Raw genomic sequence first — 21,977 nt, forward strand, 5'->3', positions numbered from 1 at the left:
GTCAGGGGGTCTAGCAATCTGGTGAATGCAGCGAACTCATAATTCGCCCTAGCCGGGTTCGATCCCCGGGACCCCCATGGCCCTCACTCCCCCCACATCCGCAGCAGGTTGGTGTAGCTGCGGGTGAGCAGGTCGAAGATGTCGTCCTTCCCCTGCTGCTGGAAGAGGGCACGGCGGGCGGTGTCGAGCTCAAACAGCAGTTCGCGTCTGTCGCTGCGGCGCACCCTGCTCTGGATCCAACCCACGGCCACCAGCCGTTCGCCCCAGGTCACCGGCTCCACCCGATGCAGCAGGGCGCTCGGATACACCAGGGCGTGGCCCGCCGGCAGCCTGACCCTGCTTTCTCCGCCCGGATCCTCCAGCACCAGATCACCGCCCCGGTAGTGGTCGGGCGCACTCAGGAACAGGGTGAAGGAGAGATCGGAGCGGCCGCCGGCCATGTAGGCATTGTCGACGTGGCGGCCATAGCCCTCGCCGATGCCGCAGCGGCTGAAGCGCAGGTTGTGCAGCTGCACCGGCAGGGCCGCTGCCTGCAGCAGAGGATGCTGCAGCAGATGGCTGCTCAGGGCGGAGGCGAGGGTTTGGTGCAGGGCGGAGCTGGAATCCAGCTGACGGTTGCGCTTCACCCCCCGGGCATGCCATCCGGCTGTCTCGGCCCCGTCCCGCCAGGGTGTGCCCTCCGCCAGCAGGGCCAGGCGAAGTTCCTCCACCTGGCCATCGCTCAGCAACGGTTCGAGACGGAAGTGCATGCTTCCCATGGCCGAGTGGTCAGGGGCCACCGTCGCATCGGATCGGGCCTCGGGGCGGTGTTGCGGCACAATCGCTTCCACCTCGAAGTCCTGCCATGACCCGCTCGAGCATTGCCCTGTTTCTGGTCACCACAGGTCTGATCACGGCCACCATGGGCTGCGGCCAGGCCCCCGAGTCGAAGGATCAGGAGGGCGGCGAGAACGGCATCAGCGCCCCTGCCCAGGAGAGGTCGGTCCCAGGGGCGTCGGATGACGACAAGCAAGAAGACCGGGACAATGGCGAGGGCGGCGAGGGCGGCGAGGGCGGCGAAGGCTGAGCCGGGCAGCGGGGCCTAACCTGCTGCCAACTTCACCCACCAATGCGCTTCCTGGTCCTGGCGATCCTGTTGGCCCTGCTGGCCTTCTTCGCTGCCGGGGAGCTTGCGTTGATTCGGCTGCGGCCCAGCCGGGTTCAGCAGCTTGAGGAGGCCGAGGAACCCGGGGCCCGTTCGGTCGCCCGGTTGCAGCACCGGATGCGCAGTGTTCTGGTGGCCACCCAGCTGGGGCTGGTGCTGGCGTTGCTGGCCATGGGCTGGCTGGCGCGCGGTCTGGCGGAGCAGGTGGCCGGCTGGATGGGCTGGCGCGAACAGGCCTGGATCGACGCCGGTGTCTTCCTGACGCTGGCCCTGCTGGCCACCCTGCTGGGGGGTCTGGTGCCAAAGGCCTGGGTGCTCCACCGCCCCGAAGGCTCGGCCCTGCGGCTGGCGCCGCTGCTGGAATCGCTCACCCGCACCCTGGGGCCGCTGCTGCTGCTGATCGAGCGCTTCAGCGGTGGCCTGCTCCGGCTGCTGGGCTTGCCGCGCAACTGGGATGAGCTCGTGCCGGTGCTTTCTGCCGGCGAGCTGGAGACGCTGATCGAAAGCGGCAGTGTCACGGGCCTGATGCCCGACGAGCGCAGCATCCTCGAGGGGGTGTTCTCCCTGCGGGACACCCTGGTGCGGGAGGTGATGATGCCGCGCTCCGGCATGGTCACCCTGCCGGTTGATGTCACCTTCGCCGAGATGATGGAATCGGTGCACGCCAGCCAGCACGCCCGCTTCCCGGTGATCGGCAGCTCCCTCGATGACGTGCGCGGCATGCTCGACCTGCGGCGCTTGGCCGAGCCCATCGCCAAGGGCCTGCTGCGCCCCGAAACCCCGCTGGCGCCCTGGATCCTGCCGGTGGCCCAGGTGCAGGAAAGTGCCTCTCTGGCCGACCTCCTTCCCCTGATCCGCAGTGGCCAGCCCCTGCTGGTGGTGGTGGACGAGCACGGCGGCACCGAGGGTCTTGTCACCGTTTCCGACCTCACCGGCGAGATCGTCGGTGAGGACGACAATCCGCTGGAGACGGCCCAGGATCTGCTGCAACTCGTCGACGGCACCTGGTCGGCCGCAGGCGATCTGGAGATCGTCGAGCTCAACCGCCAGCTGGGCCTGCAGCTGCCCGAGGCCGAGGGCCATCACACCCTGGCCGGGTTCGTGCTGGAGCGGCTCCAGCACATCCCCGCCCCGGGCGAGGGCCTCAGCTGGCACGGCGTCCGCATCGACGTGCTCACCATGGACGGCCCCCGCATCGAGCGGGTGCAGATCACCCTCGCCAGCATGGAAGGAACCTGATCATCGATAATGCGCCCACCTGCTCCGCCCCTGCCATGAACCCAGTGCGCGTGGGTGTCATCGGCATCGGCAACATGGGCTGGCACCACGCTCGGGTGCTGAGCCTGCTGCGGGACGCCGAACTGGTGGGTGTCGCCGATCCCGACGAAACCCGTGGCCGTCTGGCGGTCGAGCAGTTCGATTGCCGCTGGTTCCCCACCTACGAGGACCTGCTGGGTGAGGTGGAGGCCGTCTGCATCGCCGTTCCCACCCTGCTGCACCACCGGGTCGGCATGACCTGCCTGCAGGCCGGGGTGCACGTGCTGATCGAGAAGCCGATCGCCGCCACCCAGGAGGAGGCGGCTGATCTGATCCGCGCCGCCGAAACCGCCGGTCGCCTGTTGCAGGTGGGCCACATCGAGCGCTTCAACCCCGCCTTCCGGGAGCTGCTGCGGGTGGTGGCCAACGAGGAGGTGGTGGTGCTCGAAGCGCGACGCCACAGCCCCAACGCCGACCGGGCCAACGATGTGTCGGTGGTGCTCGACCTGATGATTCACGACATCGATCTGGTGCTCGAACTGGCCGCTTCCCCCGTGGTGCGTCTCGCCGCGGCCGGGGGCCGCAGCTCCGATGGCCCGATCGATTACGTCAACGCCACCCTCGGCTTCGCCAACGGCGTGGTGGCCAGCCTCACGGCCAGCAAGATGGCCCACCGCAAGATCCGCAGTCTCAGCGCCCACTGCCGCAGCAGCCTGATGGAGACGGATTTCCTCAACCGCAATCTGCGCATCCACAGGCGCTCCCATGAGTCGGTGAGCGCCGACCACGGCGAGCTGCTTTACCGCAACGACGGCTTCATCGAGGAGGTGAGCACCACCTCCATCGAACCCCTCTACGCCGAACTCGAGCACTTCCTCCAGTGCGTGCGGGGCCGCGAAACCCCTGCTGTGGATGGCCTTCAGGCCTCGCGGGCGCTGCAGCTGGCCGACCTGATCGAGCAGTGTGTCGAGCAGCCCAACCTCTGCATGGCCCTGGAGGCCCCGATCTAGGTCACCTGTCGCCGGTTGGTCCGGTCCAGGGGGACCACCTCCCGGTCGGTCAGTTCCTGCAGAGCCAGCAGTTGCCAGCGGCGGCAGTCGGCGGGGGAGGAGCGATAGAAGAGATCCCAGGCCTCCGCCTTGTGGGGGCCGTACTGGTCGCTGGGCACCTCGGGATGGCACTGCTGCCAGCCCGCCCGCACGGCGTGGCCGATCACCACGTCGAGGGCGAGGTCGTCGTCGAACTGCACCTGGGGGTTGGCGGCCATGAAGGCCATCAGGGTGAGCAGGGTTTCGATGCACAGCCGGCGGTATTCCGGGGCTTCGATCTTGCTCAGGAGGTGCTCCACCAACATGGCGAAGTTCTTTTCCCCTGGCGTCTTCTCGCGCAGCAGCGGAGCGCTCTCCAGACGGTTGCGTCGCTCCAGCTTGTCGCCGATCACCAGGCCTCGGCAGTGGTGCAGCAGGTCCCAGATGCCCGGGTAGAAGTCCTTCGGCACCCGCTGCAGCGCCCCCAGCCGCATGCGGTGCTGCAGCCAGCTGCCGTCCTTCGGCAGCTCGGCCAGGGGATCGGGCACCTCCCAGCGCACCCGGCCGCGCAGGTGCAGCTGCTCCTTGCGCTGCAGGGAGGCCCGGGCATGTTCCACGTCGGCCAGCACGGCCTGGAGCCGGCGGCGGATGGCGTGGGGGGGCAGGCTGCAAAGGCTTTCGAAGGCCTCGCTGGGGCTGAGGTTGGCCTCGGCCGCCAGTTCACCGGTGAGCAACAGCAGGAACTGGCCCAGCTGCAGGGTGAGGCTGCCGCTGAGCAGGTTCACGTTGGAGCGGGCCAGGGCATCGATGGCCAGCAGCAACTCCTGCTGGAGCATCCATTCGCGGCCGTCCTCGCCGCTGAACCGGCGCACCATGGCGGCGATGGCCAGGCTTCCTTCCGGCTGGCTGAGCAGGGAGTCGTGGGTGTAGTTGCGGCCCACCACCACCTGCTTCTGGCGCAGCAGCAGATCGGTGAGGGCATCCTCCAGCTGGGGGTGGACCAGGCCCATGGCGCCGGCGGCGCGGCGCACCACACTCCAGTCGGCATCGGCCAGGCCGCGGCGGTAAACCTCCTCCAGCAACACCATCAGCCGCACCCCAGGACCGCTGCGGGGCCCCTGCAGGCGGGCATTGGGACCCAGCCGCCGGCTGAGCAGTTCCAGCACCTCAGCCTGCTCCTCCAGGGAGCGACTGCTCCAGAGCCGATCGACCAGATGGGCCAGCGGGACATCCTCCAGCTCCTGTTCCTGGCGGGCGGTGAGCGGTTGGTGGCTGGCGCTGGCCGGCAGCAGGGTGTGGCCGTCGGGCACCAGGTCACAGGCGGCCAGGGCCTGGGGCGGCAGGTCGATCAGACTGGCCAGCGGCACCAGTTCCTCCAGGGAGACCAGGCGTACGGGCACCGAGCCCAGCTGGCCCCGCTGCAGATCACGCCCCAGGTCAAGGAAGGCGTCGGGGTCCCTGCGGAAGGGGCCGGCGTGGACCGGCACGAGCAGCAGGGGGGCTCCCTCGCCCCGCCAATGGCGCTGCAGCACCCGCACCTCGGTGGCCACCGTGTCCACCAGGACCTGGGCATCGTCGGCCAGGTAGAAGGTGTCCTCCTCCAGCACCGCCGGCAGGAAGCCGATCAGTTCGCCGTTGTGGCGGTAGAGCCTGGCGGTCGCCTGGGTCTCCATCCGCACGGGTGGATGGCCGGAAAGCCCCAGCCGCCCATTGGCGCCCACCGTCGCCAGGCGCCGGGCCAACTCACGGGAACTGGCCACCCGCAGGGGGAGCGTCTCTCCCGCCGGCAGCAGCTTCACCGGCAGGCCGGCGTCCGCCAGGGCCGCGGCGACGCTGGCATCGGCGGGAGCCAGGGCCACCAGCACCTCCTGGGCCCCCGGCGGGTTGGGGTGGCGACGGCCACAGGGATCGAGGTCGTCGGCGGTGATCAGGCCGTGCAACAGCAGATCCGACAGCCAGGTGAGGCTCTGGGTCCAGAGCAGCGGGACGTTCTCGTTGGCCACCCGGATCTGGCTGCCGGGTTGGCGCCGCTCCGCCTCGATCAGCCGCTCTGGCACCAGGTAGAGCTCCGGCAGCAGGGCTTCCCCGTCGACCGGAACGCTCAGCTCCTCCAACTGCTGGCGCCACTGGCGGGCTTCGTCCCAGCGGCCCTCGCAGCAGGCCGTGATCAGCTCGTAGGCCAGGAACAGGGGCCACTCGCATTCGATGTGCTCAAACTGGGCCAGCTCCTCCCGCTCGTAGTGGTGCCGGCTCACGTCCTCCAAAACGGTCTGGTGGCCGTCACGGCGGAAGCGCTTGTACCCGTACGACCCCGCCAGTTCGCTGCGGATCTTCTCCCGGGTGCGCTCCACGAGTGCCGGATCCTCCACGGCCCAGGCCGGGTAGCCGATCACCGAAAGGCAGGCGCTGTCGGCCTCTTTGCTGGCGGATTCCCTGGGCAGCAGGCCCCGCAGGGCGCGCCTGAGCCGCACGATGGCGTCGTGGGGAATGGTCAGGCAACTGCTGCCGTCGCCATGGGGCCCGTAGAGATCCAGCCCGATGAGGGATTCGATGGCGGCCTTGACCATGCCGATCGAGCTGGCGTTGCGTTCCGGCTGGCCGTGGTTGCCCTTGTCGCCCCGCTCCCAGATGCCGTAGTCGGCCACCCGGTAGGCGCGAGCCACGTAGTAGACGAGATTCTGGAGAAAATCGCGCTCGGGGCTGGTCTGAATGATCACCAGCCCTGAGCGGGTCAGCTGGGCCAGCTGCAGCAGGAACAGGGCCGTGGCATCGAGCTGCAGATGGCCCCAGCCGTCGTCGGCCACCACCGGATCGCCCGTGGCCGTGTCGAACTTGGCGTGGATGGCGTCGAGCCGCTCCAGGCTCGTCTTGAAACGCTCCACCTTCGCCGACTGGCGCATCATCGAGCGCATCAGGCCTCGCATCAGCTGCAGGACCCGCTGCTCCAGCTCGAAGGAGCGGCGGCAGGGTCCTTGCAGGCGCCGGTGCGCCAGGGCCAGCCCCCAGACGCATTGGATCGAATACACACAGTCCCGCACCCAGGCGTCGCCGTAGTTGCCGTGCACGGTGCTGGCGGTGCTGGCGGGCAGCAGACCGGTGATTGGATGCTGCCGGCGCAGGACGACATGCTCGATCTGGCGGTCGAGCCGTTCGAGCAGCTGTTGGGCCTCCGCCGCTCCCCTGTCGCCGTTGCTCGCCGTGGTGCTCATGGTTGCGTCAGGACGGGGCGTGCCGGAGGTTGCTGTTTCGGAGCCAGGCCATAGATTCTCCCCGCCGTCGCCCCATCCCATGGCAGCCCTCGCGACCACGCCGGTCCGTGCCCGCGTCCTGGGCATTCCTGTGAATGTAAGCAACGACGTGTTCCGGGATGCCGTCGCCCTGCACGGGGCCGGCGGCGGCCAGATCGTCACCCTCAATGCGGAGATGACCATGGCGGCCCGGGCGGATCCCGCCCTGGGGGCGGCGATTGAGGCAGCCCGGATGGTCATCCCCGATGGCGCCGGGGTGGTCTGGGCCCTGGGCCGCCAGTCCCATCGCGTCCGCCGCAGCCCCGGCATCGAGCTGGCCCGTCACCTGCTGGAGCATGCGGCGGCCGTGGGCTGGCGGGTGGCCCTGGTGGGGGCGAGTCCGGCGGTGATGGATCAGTTGCGGGAGCGTCTGGCCCACGATCTGCCCAATCTGCAGCTGGTGTTCAGCGTTCACGGCTACCAGCCCCCCAAGGCCTGGCCTGGTCTGGAGAGTCAGCTGCTGCAGGCCCGCCCCGATCTGGTGCTGGTGGCCCTGGGTGTGCCGCGCCAGGAGACCTGGATCCAGGCGCTGCCCCAGCCACGCACCGGGCTGTGGATGGGGGTGGGGGGGAGTTTCGACGTCTGGGCCGGCGTCAAGAACCGCGCCCCCCGCTGGATGGGCGCGCTGCAGATCGAGTGGCTCTACCGCCTGATCAAGGAACCCAGCCGCTGGCGGCGCATGCTCTCACTGCCGGCCTTTGCCTGGGCGGTGTTGCAGGAGCGCCGCTGAGTGTCGGGGCTGTGCGAACGACGCTCAGCGGAAACCGACCGAGGCCTGCCAGACGAAGGCCAGCAGCAGGAAGAACAGGGGGATGATCGGCAGGATGTCCACCAGGGGGCCGAAGGCCTGGTAGGCCTCGGGAAGCTGGGCCAGGATGTGAGGCGTGGTGTGGGGCGCGGAGCCGGCCAGCAGGGAGAGAGCCATGCCTGGAGGAAAACCATTGCAATGGCCGGAACCTACCACGTGTGGGCGGCCGGGGAGTCGGGCTCCCAGGGAGCGAAATCCTCTGCAAAACATCCCTCGCTGATCCCCCGCGCCATGGCGGACGTGAAGCGCAGCAGGGTGGTGAGATTGTGCAGGCTCAACAAGGTGCGTCCCAGCAGCTCCTCGCTGCGGAACAGGTGGTGCAGATAGCTGCGGCTGTGCTGACGGCAGGCCAGGCAGCCGCAGCTGGGATCAAGGGGGGCGTGGTCGTGGCGGAAGCGGGCGTTGCGCAGGTTCCAGCGCTCCCCCCCCACCAGGGCGGTGCCGTGCCGGCCCAGCCGGGTCGGCAGCACGCAGTCGAACAGGTCGAAGCCGTTGGCCACCGCGATCGCCATCTCCCGCAGGCTGCCCACCCCCATCAGGTAGCGGGGGCGCTGCTCCGGCAGCAGGGGCCCCAGCTGCCGGACCACCCGGTGCATCTCCTCGACGGGTTCCCCCACGCTCACGCCGCCCACGGCGATGCCGGGCAGGTCCATCGCCGCCACCACCCGGGCCGAGGCCTCGCGCAGATGGGGGAAGCAGCCCCCCTGCACGATGCCGAACAGGGCCTGGTCGCCGCCGCCATGGCTGGCGACGCAACGCTCCAGCCAGCGGTGGGTGCGCCGGCAGGCCTCGGCCACCGCCGCTTCGCTGGCGGGATAGGGCGGGCACTGGTCGAAGGCCATGGCCACGTCGGCGCCCAGGGCCCGCTGGATCGCCATGGAGCGCTCGGGAGTCAGGTCGATCCGCGAGCCGTCCCGGGGGGAGCGGAACACCACCCCGTCGTCGTCGATGCGGTTGATGGCGTCGAGGCTGAACACCTGGAAGCCGCCCGAGTCGGTGAGCAGAGGACCGTCCCAGCCCATGAAGCGATGCAGCCCGCCGGCGTCCTCCACCACCGACTCCCCCGGCTGCAGATGCAGGTGGAAGGTGTTGGCCAGCACCATCTGGGCCCCGGTCTCCTGCAGCTGCGGCGTGGTGACACCCTTGACCGTGGCGGCGGTGCCCACCGGCATGAACCGGGGGGTCTGCACGGTGCCGTGGGGGGTGGTGAAGCAGCCGCAGCGGGCCCGGGTCCGCGGGCAGCGGGCGGTGATCGTGAAGTTGAAGGCGATGGCGCCGAACCTGCTCTGCTGCGACGCTACGCGGGGTTCCTGCCGCCACCGTCACCGACGCCCCTGCCCCCATGCCCCGCCTGAGCGCTCCACCGTGGCTGCGGGATCTGGCCGGGGCCTGGATCTTTTATTCGGTGCTGCCGGCTTGGCCGGCGCCGGCGCCCCGTTTCGAGCGCATCGCCCGCTTCGCGCCCTGGATCGGTGCCGTTCTCGGCGCCCTGCAGGCCCTGCTGTGGTGGGGGCTGCAGGGACAGGTGCCCCTGGTGGCCCAGGTGGCCCTGGTGCTGGCGCTGGGTCTGTGGCTGAGCGGCGGCCTGCACATGGATGGCGTGATGGACAGCGCCGATGGCCTGGCTGCCGGGGATCGCTGCCTGGAGGCGATGGCCGACAGCCGGGTGGGGGCAAGCGGGGTGCAGGCCCTGGTGCTGGTGCTGCTGCTGCGGACCGCGGCCCTGGCCCTGCTGGGGGCGGCGGCGCCGATGGCCCTGGTCTGGGCGGCGGTCTGCGGGCGGTTGGCGCCCCTGCCCGCCATGGCCTGGTTCCCCTACCTGCGGCCCGGTGGCAGCGCCGCCTTCCATCGCGCCCACGGGGCCGCCCTGGCGGTGGAACTGCGGCCCACCCTGTTGCTGCTGCCGCTGCTGCTGCTGCTGCCCTGGCCAGGCCTGGCGTCCTGGCCGGTGCCCACCGGCCTGGTGGCCCTGGTGCCGGCCCTGTTCGTTCCGGTGGCCCTGGGCCGCCGTCTGGGCGGCCACAGCGGCGACACCTATGGGGCCTGCGTGGAGTGGAGCGAATCCCTCGGCCTGCTGCTCATCGCCTCGGCGCTGCGGCTGGCGGCCGCGGCAGGCTGAGCCGGAAGGCGTTGCCCTGCTCGGGCAGCGTCTCGGCCAGCGCCCGGGGCGGCACCACCAGCTCCAGCTCACCGCCCAGGCTGCGGGCCAGATCCCGCCCCAGGGCCAGCCCCAGTCCGGTGCCGGGCAGGTCCTGGCCCCGCGTTCCCCGCACCCCCCGCCCGAAGATCGCCTGCCGCTCCTCGGTCGCGATGGCGGGCCCGCCATCCCACACCGTGAGCTGGAGCAGCTGGCCGTCGCTGGCTGTGTGCAGGCCGACGCTGGCGCCGTGGGGGCTGTAACGGAAGGCGTTCTCCAGCAGGTTGGCCAGGATTTCCGCCACCGCCCCGCTGTCGCCGCTCCAGTCGGGCAGAGCCTCGGGTCCGTGCCAGTCCCGGCCCTGCAGGGTGGCGGTAGCGGCCGCCCGTTGCAGCAGGGGTTCGAGCAGTCCGGCCAGGGGCTGGCCCTCTGGCCCGCTCAGCAGCGGTGGCAGCAGCAGCGGCTGGGGGGAGGCGGTGCTGACGAGCAGGCCTTCGGGGTGGACCAGCTCGCTGATGGCATCGACATAGCGGTTGATCTGGCGCTCCTCGGCCAGCAGGCCCTGCACCAGGGAGCTGTCGCTGTGCTCGGGGCCGAGACGCCGCAGCAGCAGCTGGCCGAAGGTGCGCAGGGCGGTGAGGGGGTTGCGCAGCTGGTGGAGCAGCAGCCCCAGCTGTTCTTCCCGCTCGGTGAGCCGCTGGCGCAGTTCCCCGCCCTCCAGATCCAGCCGCAGCGCTTCGGTGAGGGCCAGGGCCACGGCCTGGAGCCGCTGGGCGAGGGGCTCGGGCCAGGGGTTGCGCGAGGCCTCCACCTGCAGGGCACCAAGCAGTCGCTGGCCATCGCGCAGGGGCAGCCAGCGCCGCTGCTCAGCGGGCACCCGCAGTCGGCTGACCGTGTCCACAGGAGGCAGGGCCCGCTCGTCCGGGGGCCAGTGGCCGACCGGTAGCAGGGTGGGCTGGCCCGTTTCGCCCTGCTGGGTGACGTAGACCACCAAGGATCGGACCTCCGGGCAGTCGATGAACTGACCCAGCTGGAAGCCCACCAGGGCCAGAAACCGCTCGGAGACAGGCATCACGACCCGCGGACCGCGTCCGTGCGGGGAATTTTGGAAAGAGGCGTGTAGAAACGCAAAAATAGTTTTAAGCTGTCGGTAACGACCACTACCTCGCAGTCCTCGGACGGGCGGAAAGTTGCAGTCGCAACAGCCAGTGTTGCGCTTCGCTCGCATCCAAGGCTACAGCAGGGGCAGCTGCATACCGCCTCTGTCCCGGCCACCACCCCTCCAGGGGTTCAGGCCGGCGTTACCGACGGTGATTCTCTCCGACCCGCTTCAGGTCGACAGTCGTGTGGACGTGGACCCGCCATCTCTCTCCAGGGTGGCGGGCCCGCCATGGCGCTCGTCGTCGGCTCCTGCCGACCCTCGCTCGTCTGCAGCCCCCCCCCCAAACTCCACCTTTCGGTCTCCCTTCACCGGGATACGTGCCATGTCCAAGAAGCGCAAGCGGATCAGTCGCCGTCGTCTCGCGGGTCAGCGGGTCCTCGCCCATGTCCCCACGTTCAACCTCGAAACCGGCGCCCACAAACCGGTCACGGCGGCGCGCCGCTACATCGCCGAAACGGAGCTGATGGCCCCGGCGATCCTCAACGTGCGCCGCAACGAGCACACCACCGACCGCTTCTTCTGGGGGGAGAAAGGTCTGTTCAGCGCCCAGTACGCCGAAGAGAACCATTTCCTGTTCCCCTCCCTGCGACTGATCGTCGACAGCATCGGCGAAGAGGTCCTGTTCGAAGGCCTTGAAGCGCTCGCCTCCGATGACTGGGAGGAAATGGAAGAGTACGAATACGCCTTCGTCTGATTCCGAGGGCTGGCAGGAGGGGTCAGCGTCCCCGCCAGCCAGCCAACAGGAAATCCCGCATGGTGATGATCAGGTCGGGATCGATGCAATGGCCGCCTGGAAAGGCGACCCGTCGCACCGATCCCCCGGCCCCTGCCAGGGCGCTCTCCAGCGCCCGACTCGCCGCGAAGGGCACTACAGGATCCTGCTCTCCATGGGTAAGCAGGATGTCTGTGCGGGGACATTTGGGCTGCCAGTCGGGGTGGGGATAGCCGCTGCAGGCGATCAGGCCCGCCAGGGCGAGGGGGTCGCAGGCGTCGGCGCCGCAGCCGGTGGCCACGTCGATGGCCATGGCGGCCCCCTGGGAGAAGCCAAGCAGGCAGGTGTTCTCGAGAGGCACACTGCGGCCCAGCGCCAGCAGCCGTTGCCGCAGGTCGCGGCGTGCCTGGGGCAACTGGGGCCACTCGGGCTGCTGCAGGTCGTACCACTGGCGGCCCAATCCTCCCGGATGGGGCAGGGGCGCCCGCAGCGCCACCACGCTCAGGTTGAGGCTGGCGGGATCGGCGTTGATCAGTTCCGCCCCCAGTTCAAGCAGATCGTCGGCGTCGGCTCCCCAGCCGTGCAGCAGCACGAGACGGTGCTCGGCCTGGCGAGGGCCCACCCAGAGGGCGGTGCCGTCGTCTTCGCTCAGCTGGGCTTCGGCGTAGGGATCCGTGGGCACGGTGGCGTTCCGCTGTTGCTGCGTAGGTTGGCTCCTCCACTGCCCTTTCCGCCGTCATGGCTCCCACGGCCCTCCTGAGCGTGTCCGACAAGCGGGGCCTGGTGCCGCTGGCGGAGGGGTTGCTGGCCCAGGGATACGCACTGCTCTCCAGCGGCGGCACTGCTGCGGCCCTTGCCGCCGCTGGCCTGCCGGTCACGAAGGTGGCGGATCACACCGGAGCCCCGGAGATCCTGGGCGGACGGGTCAAGACCCTCCATCCCCGCATCCACGGAGGCATCCTGGCCCGCCGGGACGACCCTGCCCACCGGGCCGACATGGAGGCCCACGGGATCGCCCCGATCGATGTGGTGGTGGTCAATCTCTATCCCTTCAAGGCCACCGTGGCGGATCCCGGCGTTGACTGGGAGACCGCGATCGAGAACATCGACATCGGTGGGCCGGCCATGGTCCGCGCCGCTGCCAAGAACCACGCGGATGTGGTGGTGCTCACCGATCCCGACCAGTACCCGGGTTTCCTGGATGCCCTGGCGGCGGGCCAGGTCGATGGGGCCCTGCGGCGCCGGCTGGCGCTGGCCGCCTTCGCCCACACCGCCAGCTACGACGCCGCCATCGCGGCCTGGATCGAGGGTCGCCTGGCTGATGCTGATGAGGCGCTTGCCATCGGGTGGACCGAGCAGCCCCTGCGGCTGGAGCAGCCCCTGCGCCAGGTGCTTCGCTACGGCGAGAACCCTCACCAGGGAGCCTTCTGGTTCGGAGAGGCCAACGCGGGCTGGGGGGCGGCCCGCCAGCTGCAGGGCAAGGAGCTCAGCTACAACAACCTGATCGACCTGGAAGCGGCCCTCACCACAGTGGCGGCGTTCGGTTACGGCCCCGGGGCCGAGCCGGCCGCCGTGGTGATCAAACACACCAACCCCTGCGGCGTCGCCCTCGGCGTCGACACCGCTGACGCGCTGCTGCGGGCCCTGGATGCGGACCGGGTCTCGGCTTTCGGGGGCATCGTCGCCCTCAACGGCGCGGTGGACCGGGCCGCCGCCGATCACCTGGCGGGGCTGTTTCTGGAATGTGTGGTGGCGCCGTCCTTCTCTGAGGAGGCCCGCCAGCGGCTGGCGGCCAAAGCCAACCTGCGTCTGCTGGAGCTCGACCCCATGGCCGTGGCGGAAGCCTCCGGGCGCCTGCAGCTGCGCAGCGTGCTCGGGGGCGTGCTGGCCCAGCAGGCGGACGATGGCCGCGCCGATCCCGACAGCTGGCAGGTGGTGAGCGATCGCCAGCCCAGCGAAGCCGAGTGGCGCGATCTGCGCTTCGCCTGGCAGGTGGTGCGCCATGTGCGCTCCAACGCCATCCTGGTGGCCCAGGGCGGCCGCACCCTCGGCGTGGGTGCTGGCCAGATGAACCGGGTGGGCTCGGCGCGGCTGGCCCTGGAGGCCGCCGGCGACGCCGCCCGCGGGGCGGTTCTGGCCAGCGACGGCTTCTTCCCGTTCGATGACACCGTGCTGCTGGCGGCACGGCATGGCATCACTGCGGTGATTCAGCCCGGCGGCAGCAAGCGCGACCCGGATTCGATCGCCGCCTGCCAGGCCAACGACATGGTGATGGTGATCACCGGCCGTCGTCATTTTCTGCACTGAGGCCGCCGGCAGTTGTAACTTCGTTGGACTCACAGCCGGCCCTGGCCCGGTGGAGTTCTGACGCGTTATGTTCGCCGCCCTTCCCAGTTCCCTTGCCTTTGGCCTCAACTTCGTGCACCCCCTGCTGATGTGGGTGCTGCTGGGCCTGGCGGGCTATGCGATGTTTCTGGGCATCAAGGCCAAGAAGACCCGCACGGCCACGCCCGAGGACCGCAAGGAGCTGATCAAGGGCCAGTTCGCCAAACGCCATTACCTCTTCGGCAGCCTCGTGCTGGCCGTGCTCGTGCTCGGCCTCGTCGGTGGCATGGCCGTCACCTACATCAACAACGGCAAGCTGTTCGTCGGTCCGCACCTGCTGGTGGGACTGGCCATGGCCTCCCTGATCGCCATGGCGGCGGCCCTGTCCCCGCTGATGCAGGCGGGCAATCTGATCGCCCGCAAAGTGCACGTCGGCCTCAACATGACCGTGATGACCCTGTTCCTCTGGCAGGCCGTCAGCGGCATGCAGATCGTCAACAAGATCCTCACCGCTCCGGCGGCCTGAGAACCGGCTCTGCCGTGGCACCGTCCAGCGGGCGGCCAGAGAGCTGATCCTTCAGAACTGGGCCCGGCGCCGGGGAGGGCAGGGGATGCCGTGGCTGGCGTGGAAATCCTCCTGCACCTTCCAGGTGAGTCGCCGGGAGATCTGTCGCACGATCTGGCGCAGCAGGTGGTCACCGCTGCTCTGGACCAGGTGGTCGGGAAGGATCGAGAGCATGCCGGGCAGTCGCAGCCACACGGCCAGATCCAGCTGCCAGCGCACCAGGGTGTGCAACATGACGCCATCCACCTCTTCGGTGGACACCTCCGCCCCGCCGGCCTCGTCGAGCCTGAGGGAGGCGGCGAATTCGACGTCGTAGAGACCCTGCAGGGCTTCATCCACCTGGGGCAGGGGCACGGTGAGGATGCGGTAGACGCCGGCGGCCTGGGGGAGCAGTTCGAGGCCGATCGTCGGCTCGACCTCAAAGCCGAAGTTGCCGAACCGGCCAAGGGTGAGCACGTAACCCTGGCTGCCGATCGGTTCGACCGTCATGGGGGCAGCGCAGCGGCGGAACCAGCCTTCGTGGCGGTCGAGGTAGGCGCCCACCACCGCAGCAGGAGCCCGCATCTCCATCAGATCGGCGAAGGCGCTGGCGTAGCGACGTACGGAGGGGTCGGACCGCTCCCGCAGGGGTTCGCTCTTGGGGGCCCCTGGATCGTCGGGAGCCTGGTGCAGGGAGGAACCTGCCGCCATCGTGATCTGGGGCGTGCGGTGGGTCAGAAGGGAGCTGCTGGAAAGGACCGGGGTTGCGCTCTCACCGGCGGCCGTGGGGGAGAGGAAAACCTTTCATGAATGTAAAGCCACCCGGTCAGCCCCGGCTCTGGGTGGGGTCATCCCGGCTGGTGGCTCACTCTTCGCTGAGGCCCACCAGGCGCTCGATCACATCCTCCACCACCCGGTCGGGGGTGGAGGCGCCGGAGGTGATGCCCACCCGGACCGGGCCGGCCGGCAGGAAGGGTTCCAGGGTCTCGAGGGCGCCCCCCAGGGGCTTGTGTTCGATGCGGTTGCCCGGGCCGATGCGCTCGGGGGTATCGATGTGGAAGGAGCGGATGCCGCGGCTGACGGCGATCTCCTGCAGGTGGGTGGTGTTGGAGGAGTTGTAGCCGCCGATGACCACCATCAGGTCGAGGGGTTCGTCCACCAGGGCGAACATGGCGTCCTGGCGCTCCTGGGTGGCATCGCAGATCGTGTTGAAGGCGAGGAAGTGCTCGTCGAGCTCGGCGGGGCCGAAGCGTTGCAGCATGGTGCGCTCGAACAGGCGGCCTATTTCCTCGGTTTCGCTCTTGAGCATGGTGGTCTGGTTGGCGACGCCCACCCGTACCAGGTCCCGGTCCGGGTCGAAGCCCGGGGAGCAGGCATTGGCGAACCGGGTCATGAAGGCCTGTCGATCGATGGCCCCCTGGCCCCGCTCGAGGATGAAATCGCTGACCATGCGGGCCTCGGCCAGATCAAGCACCACCAGGTAGGTGCCGGCGAAGGAGCTGGTGGCGAGTGTCTCCTCGTGCTTGACCTTGCCGTGGATGATCGAGGTGAAGGCATGCTTTTTGTGCTTCTCCACGGTGTTCCATACCTTCGACACCCAGGGGCAGGTGGTGTCGACGATGTGGCAGCCGCGCTCATTGAGCAGCTGCATCTCCTGCACCGTGGCGCCGAAGGCGGGCAGGATCACCACATCACCGGTCCCCACCTCGGAGAAGTCCTTGACGTCGTCGTCGACGGGGATGAAGCGGACGTCCATCTCGCGCAGATGGGCGTTGACCGAAGGGTTGTGAATGATCTCGTTGGTGATCCAGATCCGTTCGCTGGGGTAGTGGCGGCGGGTTTCGTAGGCCATCGCCACGGCCCGCTCCACGCCCCAGCAGAAGCCGAAGGCCTCGGCCAGGCGGATCTTGAGCCGGCCGCGCTGCAGCACGTGGCCGTTCTCCCTGAGGCTGGCGATCAGATTGCTCTGGTAGGCCTGCTCAAGGCTGCCCGCGACCTCCTCACCCAGGCCGAAGCCGCGGCGGTTGTAGCGATCCGAATGGTGGAGAGAGCGCTTGAAGGCACGGGTGTCCACAGGCCATGTCCAGGTGTGCCGACTCTATGGGGGGCGGCGGTGGGTCGGTCGAAAAAAAACCGCGGCCGAAACCGCGGTTGTATTCAGGGGGAAAAAACCCTGTGTCAGTTGGAGGAGGAGACGAAGTCGGGGTAGGCCTCCATGCCGTGCTCGCTGATGTCGAGACCCACCTGCTCCTCTTTCTCATGGACCCGGATGCCCCCGGAGAGGGCTCCCAGGATGCTCCAGAGAAGCCAGGCCGTGACGATCGTGAAGACCGCGTAGGCGAAGACTCCGAGGAACTGGAGACCGAGCTGATTGAAGCCCTTGCCGAAGAGCAGCCCGGCGTCCTTGTTGAACAGGCCTACGGCCAGGGTGCCCCAGACACCGCCCACACCGTGGACGGAGAAGGCGCCGACGGGATCGTCGATGCCGATCGAGTCGACGAAGCTGACGGCGTAGACGACGATGGCACCGCCGATGAATCCCACGACCCAGGCAGCCCACATCGGGAAGCCGTCGCAGCCGGCCGTCACGCCCACCAGGCCGGCCAGGATGCCGTTGATGGTCATCGTCAGGTCGGGCTTGCCGGAGTGGAACTGGGAGATCAGGGTGCCGGCGATGCCGCCGCCGGCTGCACCGAGGGTGGTGGTGACGGCGATGTAGGGAACGGCTTCGGTCATGGCCAGAACGGAGCCAGGGTTGAAGCCGTACCAGCCGAGCCAGAGGATCAGGGCGCCCAGGGTGGCCAGGGCGAGGCTGTGGCCGGGGATGGCCTGGGGCTTGGAGTCGACGTACTTGCCGATGCGGGGGCCGAGAATCATGGCGCCGACCACGCCGGCCCAGGCGCCGACGGAGTGGACCAGGGTGGATCCGGCGAAGTCGATGAAGCCGAGCTGGTTGAGCCAGCCGTTGGCGTTCCACTTCCAGCTGCCGGCGATCGGGTAGATGATGCCCACCAGGATCAGGGAGAAGATCACAAACTCCTTGAACTTGATGCGCTCGGCCACCAGGCCGGAGACGATCGTGGCGGCGGTGCCGGCGAAGGCGGCCTGGAAGAGGAAGTCGACGCTCGGGGTGAGCTTGCCTTCGGTCACCATTTCAGCGGTGACGGTGGGATCAAAGAACAGACCCTTGAAGTGCAGCCAGCCACCGGCGATCGAATCCCCGTACATCAGGGAATAGCCGATGAACCAGTAGGCCGTTACCGCCAGAGCGAAGACGATCAGGTTCTTGGCCAGGATGTTGACGGCGTTCTTCTGACGGCACAGACCGGCCTCCACCATGGCGAAGCCGGCGTTCATGAAGATCACCAGGAAGGCCGCGATGGCCAACCAGAGGTTATTGATCAGGAAAGCGGGGGTGAGCTCGGGCAGTTCGGCCGCGTGGGCGGAGAGGTTGAACACGCCCAGGCCGAACAGAGCCAGAGGCACGCAGGCGAGCCAGGTGAGCCCCTCCTGGGAGGAAAGACCACGAACCTTGCGCATTAACAGGGTGGGCGCCTCAAGGAGACTGGCCTCTTTGAGGCTTCTCGGTGGTCGAACTCTGGGCTGGTGACTTGAAGCGATCATGGGAACGTGGTGAAGAGAACGTCCGACTTCTGACGCCAGTGCTGGCATCAACAAGCACCGACTATCCATGACGTGCTCCCTTCGCAATGTTCGATTCGCTACCAAAAGAAACCCAAGGCGCACTCCTCGGCGCAGGGCCCCTTCCAGCCATTTTGCTTAAAGTGTGCAAAGAGTTTGCGTAAATGTTCATCCTGAACACTGCAAAGGCGCTAGAAATGCATCAGGCAGGTCCATGTCCCCCTTGGCGCACTCCGGCGCGACCAGAGCGGGCCCCAGCTCCAGCCGTTCCGTCTCCGCTCCTGTTCCCATGGCCCATTCCGCCCTCTGCTACCGCGGCCTCCCCTACGACCACTCCCACGACGAGCGCCCCTCAGCGGCCCCGATCGAGCACGTCTACCGCGGCCACCACTACGCCTTGCCGCTGCTGCACCAGCCTTCCCCCACCGATGAGGGGCTCGACCTCGTCTACCGCGGCAGCCACTACCACCCTCACCACGCCTGAGCGGCAAGGCCGAGGAATGACACGGCGGTGTCCGTGAAGCTGTAGCGGCAGGGAAGCACCTCCACTCCGGCCGCCACGGCCGTGCGGAACAGCTCCCCGTAGCGGGGGTCGGCACTGTCCCCCGGCGCGAAGCGGCTGACATCACCGCGGCTCAGGCACGGCACCAGCACCGCCCGGGCCCCGGGTACCAAGGCCGTGAGCTCCAGCAGATGCTTCTGGCCCCGTTCGGTGACCGTGTCGGGAAACAGGGCCAGATCGCCGTCGCTCCAGGTGGTGTTCTTCACCTCCACATAGATCGGCCGTGGATCGGCGGCCCCCGCCGCCGGCGTCAGCAGCAGGTCGATCCGGCTGCGGCGCCCCTCGCCGTAGGGCACCTCGGCCCGCACGCTGCCGATGGGGCCCAGCCAGGTTTCCAGGCTCCCCGCCTCGATCGTGGCCCGCACCAGCCGGTTGGGCAGGGCCGTGTTGACGCCCACCCACACCTGGCCGCCGCCATGGGCGCCCACCTGGGCCTGTTCCCAGGTCCAGGCCAGCTTGCGGCTGGGTGAGGGGTCGTGGCGCAGGCGCACCCGCCCGCCCGGCAGCAGCACCCCTGTCATCGGGCCCGTGTTGGGGCAGTGGGCTGTCACCGTCTGGCCATCGTCCAGCGCCACGTCGGCCAGGAAGCGCTTGTAGCGCTTCAGCAGCACCCCTTCCACCAGCGGACCGGTGGACAGCACAGGTATGGCAACGGTGGCTGGGGCCATGGGGTCGGCTGCCCGAGGGAGGAGGGCCATACTGCCGTGCGTTCCGATGGGCACTGCCCCGCCGCCATGGCCCGATCCCTGCGCCGGATAGCCCTGATCGTGGGGGTGGCGACGGCCCTCAGCAAGGTGGCCGGTCTGGTGCGGCAGCAGGTGATCGCCGCCGCCTTCGGCGTCGGGGCGGCCTACGACGCCTACAACTACGCCTACGTGCTGCCCGGCTTCCTGCTGATCCTGCTTGGTGGCATCAACGGCCCCTTCCACAGCGCCATGGTGAGCGTGCTGGCCCGGAGGCCGCGCCATGAGGGCGCCCACGTGCTGGCCAGCATCAACACCCTGGTGGGCGCCGGCCTGATCGTTGTCACGGTGCTGCTGCTGGTGGCCGCCGATCCGCTCATCGATCTGGTGGGTCCCGGCCTGGATCCGGAGCGCCATGCCCTGGCCGTGCTGCAGCTGCGCTGGATGGCGCCGATGGCCCTGTTTGCGGGTCTGATCGGCCTCGGCTTCGGCGCCCTCAACGCCGCCGACGTGTTCTGGCTGCCTTCGGTGAGCCCTCTCCTCTCCAGCGTCGCCGTCATCGGCGGCATCGGCCTGCTCTGGTGGCAGCTGGGCAGCAGCATCACCCTGCCCGCCACGGCGGTGATCGGCGGGGTGGTGCTGGCGGCCAGCACCACGCTGGGGGCGATCCTGCAGTGGCTGATCCAGCTGCCGGCCCTGGCCAAGGAGGGTCTCAACCGGCTGCAGCTGGTCTGGGACTGGCGTGATCCCGGCGTGCGGGAAGTGCTGCAGGTGATGGGTCCGGCCACCCTCTCCTCGGGGATGCTGCAGATCAACGTGTTCGTGTCGCTGTTCTTCGCCTCGGGGATGCCGGCGGCGGCGGCGGGCCTGGGTTACGCCAACCTGCTGGTGCAGACGCCCCTGGGCCTGCTCTCCAATGTGCTGCTGGTGCCACTGCTGCCGGTGTATGCCAGGCTCACGGCGCCGGAGGACCGGCCCGAGCTGATCGGCCGCATCCGCCAGGGCCTGATGCTCTCCAACGCCACGATGCTGCCCCTGGGGGCGCTGATGGTGGCGCTGGCCGTGCCGATCGTGGCCCTGATCTATCAGCGCGGCGCCTTCGACCGCGGCGCCGCCGCCCTGGTGGGCCAGCTGCTGATGGCCTACGGGATTGGCATGCCGGCCTACCTGGGCCGGGACGTGCTGGTGCGTGTCTTCTATGCCCTCGGCGACGGCAACACTCCCTTCCGCTGGTCGTTGGCGGGAATCGGCCTCAACGCCTTGTTCTGCTGGGCCTTCACCGGCGGCCCCACCCCCGCCTGGGGCAACCAGCTGCCGATGCTCAACGCCGGTGCCGCCGGCCTGGTGCTGGCCACCGTGGCGGTGAACCTGATCACCTGCGCGGGATTGCTGCTGGCCCTGAGCCGCCGGCTGGGGGGCCTGCCCCTGCGGCTCTGGGCCGCCGACAGCGGCAAGCTGCTGCTGGCGGCCGTGGCCGGCGGGGCCGCCTGCTGGTGGCTCTCGCTGGCCGTGGCCTGGCCCCCGGGCCTGGGGGGTCTGCTGCTGCAGAACGTGATCTGCAGTGGTCTGGCGGTGGGCCTCTACGGACTGCTGACGAGCCTGGCCGGCGTGCCGGAGGCCCGCCAGCTGCTGCAGATGGTGCGCCGCAGGGCCTAGGACAGCCGCACCTGGCGCTCCTCGCGGACCTGCACGGGAATCTCCAGGTGGGAGCGGCCGATCATCTGGGGGCCGTCGATCGAGAAGATCCGGGCTTCGATGCCGAAATCGCGGAAGGCGGTCTCCAGTTCCTGGATCAGGGCCTTCTCCACCTGGGCCTCCGCATCGACCACCTTGCCGATCAGACGACCCCCGAGCCTGCCGATGCGCTGGCGCACCACGTCGCGGGCATTGGTGACTTCGATGACCAGCACGACCCGCCTGCGTGGGGCGTCACCTTATCGGTACAGGGGGCTTCCGGCTGCGAGTGTCAGCAAAAGGGTTGCAGCACGTCTTCGAGATCCCGCAGCTGGCCGGCGGGCACCAGCCGTGCCAGGGGCAGCCGCGTGCCGCCGCCGCCGATCGGCACCTGCACGGCCTCCAGGGCCTGGCGGGCACAGACTTCGGCGCCCTGGTCGAGCCGGGCGGCGCACTCGATCGCCAGGGTCTGGGCCAGGCCCGCATCGCCCAGGTACAGATGCCAGCCGGCCACCTGCACGTAGAGCCGATCGGCGATCGAGCGGCTCAGTTCATCGAGATCAGCGGCAGCAAGTGTCATGGCTGGGGCTGGGGGCGTTGCACCACCACCACGGTGCCATGGATCAGCAGCAGCCCGGCCCAGCCGAGCGTGAGCCAGTTCAGGTGGGACCAGGGGTGGCGCATCCCCTGAACGAACCAGAGGCCGCTGTTCACGGCAGCGAACAGGGCGGCATGGAGGGTGAGGTTCACGACCCGCGCGAAGTGCCGATAGGTGGGATCGTCGGGATCGGCGGGGCCGTACCAGCGGATCGGCATGGGGGAAGGTCTGGGCTCTGATGCGGACCCTATCGGGGCAGGGGTGGCAAGGGCGTTGTTGACGGATCGGCACCCCGTGGGGTGAGAATGACCTGGCAGGCGCTTGTAGCTCAGCGGATTAGAGCATCTGACTACGGATCAGAGGGTCGGGAGTTCGAATCTCTCCAGGCGCGTTCTCTCACTCACCGCCCCCCGG

The 21,977-nt window shown here is 69.1% G+C and carries 23 protein-coding genes and 2 tRNA genes; 12 read left to right on the top strand and 13 right to left on the bottom strand.

The features are described from left to right. Positions 1 to 4 precede the first annotated feature (4 nt). A tRNA-Ile gene (locus KUG43_RS07175) sits at positions 5 to 77 on the top strand. Between the two features lie 6 nt (positions 78 to 83). Here KUG43_RS07175 and KUG43_RS07180 read toward each other — a convergent pair. After that, a complete protein-coding gene (locus tag KUG43_RS07180; protein ID WP_216907627.1) occupies positions 84 to 749 on the bottom strand; it encodes a Fe2+-dependent dioxygenase in 666 nt (221 codons plus the stop codon). A 95-nt stretch (positions 750 to 844) separates the two neighbouring features. On the opposite strand from KUG43_RS07180, the gene KUG43_RS07185 reads away from it, so the two are divergent. Genes KUG43_RS07185 through KUG43_RS07195 form a run of 3 tightly spaced genes read left to right on the top strand, consistent with a single transcriptional unit; the run spans position 845 to position 3,411 of the window. Further along, positions 845 to 1,066 carry a hypothetical protein gene (locus KUG43_RS07185; protein ID WP_216907567.1) on the top strand — a complete coding sequence of 74 codons (222 nt, stop codon included), beginning with the start codon at positions 845 to 847 and terminating at the stop codon, positions 1,064 to 1,066. A gap of 42 nt (positions 1,067 to 1,108) precedes the next feature. Beyond that, the gene (locus KUG43_RS07190; protein ID WP_216907569.1) at positions 1,109 to 2,383 is read left to right on the top strand and encodes a hemolysin family protein; all 1,275 of its coding nucleotides are present in this window, start codon (positions 1,109 to 1,111) and stop codon (positions 2,381 to 2,383) included. A gap of 35 nt (positions 2,384 to 2,418) precedes the next feature. After that, positions 2,419 to 3,411 carry a Gfo/Idh/MocA family protein gene (locus KUG43_RS07195; RefSeq protein WP_216907571.1) on the top strand — a complete coding sequence of 331 codons (993 nt, stop codon included), beginning with the start codon at positions 2,419 to 2,421 and terminating at the stop codon, positions 3,409 to 3,411. On the opposite strand, the gene KUG43_RS07200 is transcribed toward KUG43_RS07195, so the two are convergent. Beyond that, entirely contained in the window at positions 3,408 to 6,638 is a 3,231-nt protein-coding gene (locus KUG43_RS07200; protein WP_216907573.1) for a glycoside hydrolase family 15 protein, read from the bottom strand. The genes KUG43_RS07195 and KUG43_RS07200 overlap by 4 nt on opposite strands. A gap of 79 nt (positions 6,639 to 6,717) precedes the next feature. Here KUG43_RS07200 and KUG43_RS07205 point away from each other — a divergent pair, with 79 nt between their 5' ends. After that, positions 6,718 to 7,446, top strand: coding sequence for a WecB/TagA/CpsF family glycosyltransferase (locus KUG43_RS07205; protein WP_216907575.1), 729 nt, complete (start codon positions 6,718 to 6,720; stop codon positions 7,444 to 7,446). A 24-nt stretch (positions 7,447 to 7,470) separates the two neighbouring features. On the opposite strand, the gene KUG43_RS07210 is transcribed toward KUG43_RS07205, so the two are convergent. Both KUG43_RS07210 and tgt read right to left on the bottom strand, forming a co-directional pair. Next, complete coding sequence (locus KUG43_RS07210; RefSeq protein WP_216907577.1) at positions 7,471 to 7,641, bottom strand: photosystem II reaction center protein K; 171 nt, start codon at positions 7,639 to 7,641, stop codon at positions 7,471 to 7,473. 32 nt (positions 7,642 to 7,673) lie between these two features. Then, the gene (gene tgt / locus KUG43_RS07215) at positions 7,674 to 8,795 is read right to left on the bottom strand and encodes a tRNA guanosine(34) transglycosylase Tgt (RefSeq protein WP_216907629.1); all 1,122 of its coding nucleotides are present in this window, start codon (positions 8,793 to 8,795) and stop codon (positions 7,674 to 7,676) included. A gap of 71 nt (positions 8,796 to 8,866) precedes the next feature. Here tgt and KUG43_RS07220 point away from each other — a divergent pair, with 71 nt between their 5' ends. Beyond that, a complete protein-coding gene (locus KUG43_RS07220) occupies positions 8,867 to 9,643 on the top strand; it encodes an adenosylcobinamide-GDP ribazoletransferase (RefSeq protein WP_216907579.1) in 777 nt (258 codons plus the stop codon). Here KUG43_RS07220 and KUG43_RS07225 read toward each other — a convergent pair. Further along, positions 9,603 to 10,733 carry a sensor histidine kinase gene (locus KUG43_RS07225; RefSeq protein ID WP_216907581.1) on the bottom strand — a complete coding sequence of 377 codons (1,131 nt, stop codon included), beginning with the start codon at positions 10,731 to 10,733 and terminating at the stop codon, positions 9,603 to 9,605. The genes KUG43_RS07220 and KUG43_RS07225 overlap by 41 nt on opposite strands. A 412-nt stretch (positions 10,734 to 11,145) precedes the next feature. Here KUG43_RS07225 and KUG43_RS07230 point away from each other — a divergent pair, with 412 nt between their 5' ends. Further along, positions 11,146 to 11,517, top strand: a complete 372-nt coding sequence (locus KUG43_RS07230) for a DUF3155 domain-containing protein (protein WP_216907583.1) — start codon at positions 11,146 to 11,148, stop codon at positions 11,515 to 11,517. 22 nt (positions 11,518 to 11,539) lie between these two features. Here KUG43_RS07230 and KUG43_RS07235 read toward each other — a convergent pair whose 3' ends face one another. After that, positions 11,540 to 12,217 (bottom strand): alpha/beta hydrolase, encoded by a 678-nt coding sequence (locus tag KUG43_RS07235; protein ID WP_216907585.1) that lies wholly within the window; start codon positions 12,215 to 12,217, stop codon positions 11,540 to 11,542. Positions 12,218 to 12,273: 56 nt separating this feature from the next. Between KUG43_RS07235 and purH the strand changes: the two genes are divergently transcribed. Beyond that, complete coding sequence (purH, locus tag KUG43_RS07240; RefSeq protein ID WP_216907587.1) at positions 12,274 to 13,842, top strand: bifunctional phosphoribosylaminoimidazolecarboxamide formyltransferase/IMP cyclohydrolase; 1,569 nt, start codon at positions 12,274 to 12,276, stop codon at positions 13,840 to 13,842. A gap of 67 nt (positions 13,843 to 13,909) precedes the next feature. After that, on the top strand, positions 13,910 to 14,386 hold the full coding sequence (locus KUG43_RS07245) for a DUF4079 domain-containing protein (RefSeq protein ID WP_216907589.1): 477 nt from the start codon (positions 13,910 to 13,912) through the stop codon (positions 14,384 to 14,386). Positions 14,387 to 14,437: 51 nt separating this feature from the next. Here KUG43_RS07245 and KUG43_RS07250 read toward each other — a convergent pair whose 3' ends face one another. The 3 genes from KUG43_RS07250 to KUG43_RS07260 all read right to left on the bottom strand — a co-directional run bounded on the left by KUG43_RS07250 (position 14,438) and on the right by KUG43_RS07260 (position 18,028). After that, a complete protein-coding gene (locus KUG43_RS07250; RefSeq protein ID WP_216907591.1) occupies positions 14,438 to 15,115 on the bottom strand; it encodes a DUF1997 domain-containing protein in 678 nt (225 codons plus the stop codon). 154 nt (positions 15,116 to 15,269) lie between these two features. Further along, on the bottom strand, positions 15,270 to 16,478 hold the full coding sequence (locus KUG43_RS07255; protein WP_216907593.1) for a 4-hydroxy-3-methylbut-2-enyl diphosphate reductase: 1,209 nt from the start codon (positions 16,476 to 16,478) through the stop codon (positions 15,270 to 15,272). Between the two features lie 104 nt (positions 16,479 to 16,582). After that, positions 16,583 to 18,028 (bottom strand): ammonium transporter, encoded by a 1,446-nt coding sequence (locus KUG43_RS07260; RefSeq protein ID WP_216907595.1) that lies wholly within the window; start codon positions 18,026 to 18,028, stop codon positions 16,583 to 16,585. A 307-nt stretch (positions 18,029 to 18,335) separates the two neighbouring features. Here KUG43_RS07260 and KUG43_RS07265 point away from each other — a divergent pair, with 307 nt between their 5' ends. Next, complete coding sequence (locus KUG43_RS07265) at positions 18,336 to 18,530, top strand: DUF4278 domain-containing protein (protein ID WP_216907597.1); 195 nt, start codon at positions 18,336 to 18,338, stop codon at positions 18,528 to 18,530. Here the strand turns inward: KUG43_RS07265 and sfsA are convergent. Further along, the gene (sfsA, locus tag KUG43_RS07270; protein ID WP_216907599.1) at positions 18,518 to 19,276 is read right to left on the bottom strand and encodes a DNA/RNA nuclease SfsA; all 759 of its coding nucleotides are present in this window, start codon (positions 19,274 to 19,276) and stop codon (positions 18,518 to 18,520) included. The two genes, KUG43_RS07265 and sfsA, sit on opposite strands and share 13 nt — an antisense overlap. A gap of 66 nt (positions 19,277 to 19,342) precedes the next feature. Between sfsA and murJ the strand changes: the two genes are divergently transcribed. Beyond that, on the top strand, positions 19,343 to 20,947 hold the full coding sequence (murJ, locus tag KUG43_RS07275; protein WP_216907601.1) for a murein biosynthesis integral membrane protein MurJ: 1,605 nt from the start codon (positions 19,343 to 19,345) through the stop codon (positions 20,945 to 20,947). Here the strand turns inward: murJ and KUG43_RS07280 are convergent. From KUG43_RS07280 to KUG43_RS07290, 3 genes are read right to left on the bottom strand one after another with little or no spacing between them, the layout of a single operon-like run. Beyond that, a complete protein-coding gene (locus KUG43_RS07280) occupies positions 20,944 to 21,201 on the bottom strand; it encodes a cytochrome-c oxidase (RefSeq protein WP_216907603.1) in 258 nt (85 codons plus the stop codon). The two genes, murJ and KUG43_RS07280, sit on opposite strands and share 4 nt — an antisense overlap. Before the next feature lie 56 nt (positions 21,202 to 21,257). Further along, on the bottom strand, positions 21,258 to 21,545 hold the full coding sequence (locus KUG43_RS07285) for a DUF3181 family protein (RefSeq protein ID WP_216907605.1): 288 nt from the start codon (positions 21,543 to 21,545) through the stop codon (positions 21,258 to 21,260). After that, positions 21,542 to 21,781: a 2TM domain-containing protein gene (locus KUG43_RS07290; RefSeq protein WP_216907607.1), complete on the bottom strand. Its 240-nt coding sequence runs from the start codon at positions 21,779 to 21,781 to the stop codon at positions 21,542 to 21,544. Before KUG43_RS07290 ends, KUG43_RS07285 begins: the two co-directional genes overlap by 4 nt. A 99-nt stretch (positions 21,782 to 21,880) precedes the next feature. Between KUG43_RS07290 and KUG43_RS07295 the strand changes: the two genes are divergently transcribed. Continuing rightward, positions 21,881 to 21,954, top strand: a tRNA-Arg gene (locus KUG43_RS07295). Positions 21,955 to 21,977: the final 23 nt, after the last annotated feature.

Origin of the sequence: Synechococcus sp. CCY 0621, assembly GCF_019038465.1 — a bacterium.
In the GTDB taxonomy this organism is placed as follows: domain Bacteria; phylum Cyanobacteriota; class Cyanobacteriia; order PCC-6307; family Cyanobiaceae; genus Cyanobium.

Excerpts from the sequence above, each read along its gene's own strand:
- KUG43_RS07180 (WP_216907627.1), bottom strand. The coding sequence starts at position 749 with ATGCACTTCCGTCTCGAACCGTTGCTGAGCGATGGCCAGGTGGAGGAA.
- KUG43_RS07185 (WP_216907567.1), top strand. The coding sequence starts at position 845 with ATGACCCGCTCGAGCATTGCCCTGTTTCTGGTCACCACAGGTCTGATC.
- KUG43_RS07190 (WP_216907569.1), top strand. The coding sequence starts at position 1,109 with ATGCGCTTCCTGGTCCTGGCGATCCTGTTGGCCCTGCTGGCCTTCTTC.
- KUG43_RS07195 (WP_216907571.1), top strand. The coding sequence starts at position 2,419 with ATGAACCCAGTGCGCGTGGGTGTCATCGGCATCGGCAACATGGGCTGG.
- KUG43_RS07200 (WP_216907573.1), bottom strand. The coding sequence starts at position 6,638 with ATGAGCACCACGGCGAGCAACGGCGACAGGGGAGCGGCGGAGGCCCAA.
- KUG43_RS07205 (WP_216907575.1), top strand. The coding sequence starts at position 6,718 with ATGGCAGCCCTCGCGACCACGCCGGTCCGTGCCCGCGTCCTGGGCATT.
- KUG43_RS07210 (WP_216907577.1), bottom strand. The coding sequence starts at position 7,641 with ATGGCTCTCTCCCTGCTGGCCGGCTCCGCGCCCCACACCACGCCTCAC.
- KUG43_RS07220 (WP_216907579.1), top strand. The coding sequence starts at position 8,867 with ATGCCCCGCCTGAGCGCTCCACCGTGGCTGCGGGATCTGGCCGGGGCC.
- KUG43_RS07225 (WP_216907581.1), bottom strand. The coding sequence starts at position 10,733 with ATGCCTGTCTCCGAGCGGTTTCTGGCCCTGGTGGGCTTCCAGCTGGGT.
- KUG43_RS07230 (WP_216907583.1), top strand. The coding sequence starts at position 11,146 with ATGTCCAAGAAGCGCAAGCGGATCAGTCGCCGTCGTCTCGCGGGTCAG.
- purH (WP_216907587.1), top strand. The coding sequence starts at position 12,274 with ATGGCTCCCACGGCCCTCCTGAGCGTGTCCGACAAGCGGGGCCTGGTG.
- KUG43_RS07245 (WP_216907589.1), top strand. The coding sequence starts at position 13,910 with ATGTTCGCCGCCCTTCCCAGTTCCCTTGCCTTTGGCCTCAACTTCGTG.
- KUG43_RS07250 (WP_216907591.1), bottom strand. The coding sequence starts at position 15,115 with ATGGCGGCAGGTTCCTCCCTGCACCAGGCTCCCGACGATCCAGGGGCC.
- KUG43_RS07260 (WP_216907595.1), bottom strand. The coding sequence starts at position 18,028 with ATGATCGCTTCAAGTCACCAGCCCAGAGTTCGACCACCGAGAAGCCTC.
- KUG43_RS07265 (WP_216907597.1), top strand. The coding sequence starts at position 18,336 with ATGGCCCATTCCGCCCTCTGCTACCGCGGCCTCCCCTACGACCACTCC.
- sfsA (WP_216907599.1), bottom strand. The coding sequence starts at position 19,276 with ATGGCCCCAGCCACCGTTGCCATACCTGTGCTGTCCACCGGTCCGCTG.
- murJ (WP_216907601.1), top strand. The coding sequence starts at position 19,343 with ATGGCCCGATCCCTGCGCCGGATAGCCCTGATCGTGGGGGTGGCGACG.
- KUG43_RS07285 (WP_216907605.1), bottom strand. The coding sequence starts at position 21,545 with ATGACACTTGCTGCCGCTGATCTCGATGAACTGAGCCGCTCGATCGCC.
- KUG43_RS07290 (WP_216907607.1), bottom strand. The coding sequence starts at position 21,781 with ATGCCGATCCGCTGGTACGGCCCCGCCGATCCCGACGATCCCACCTAT.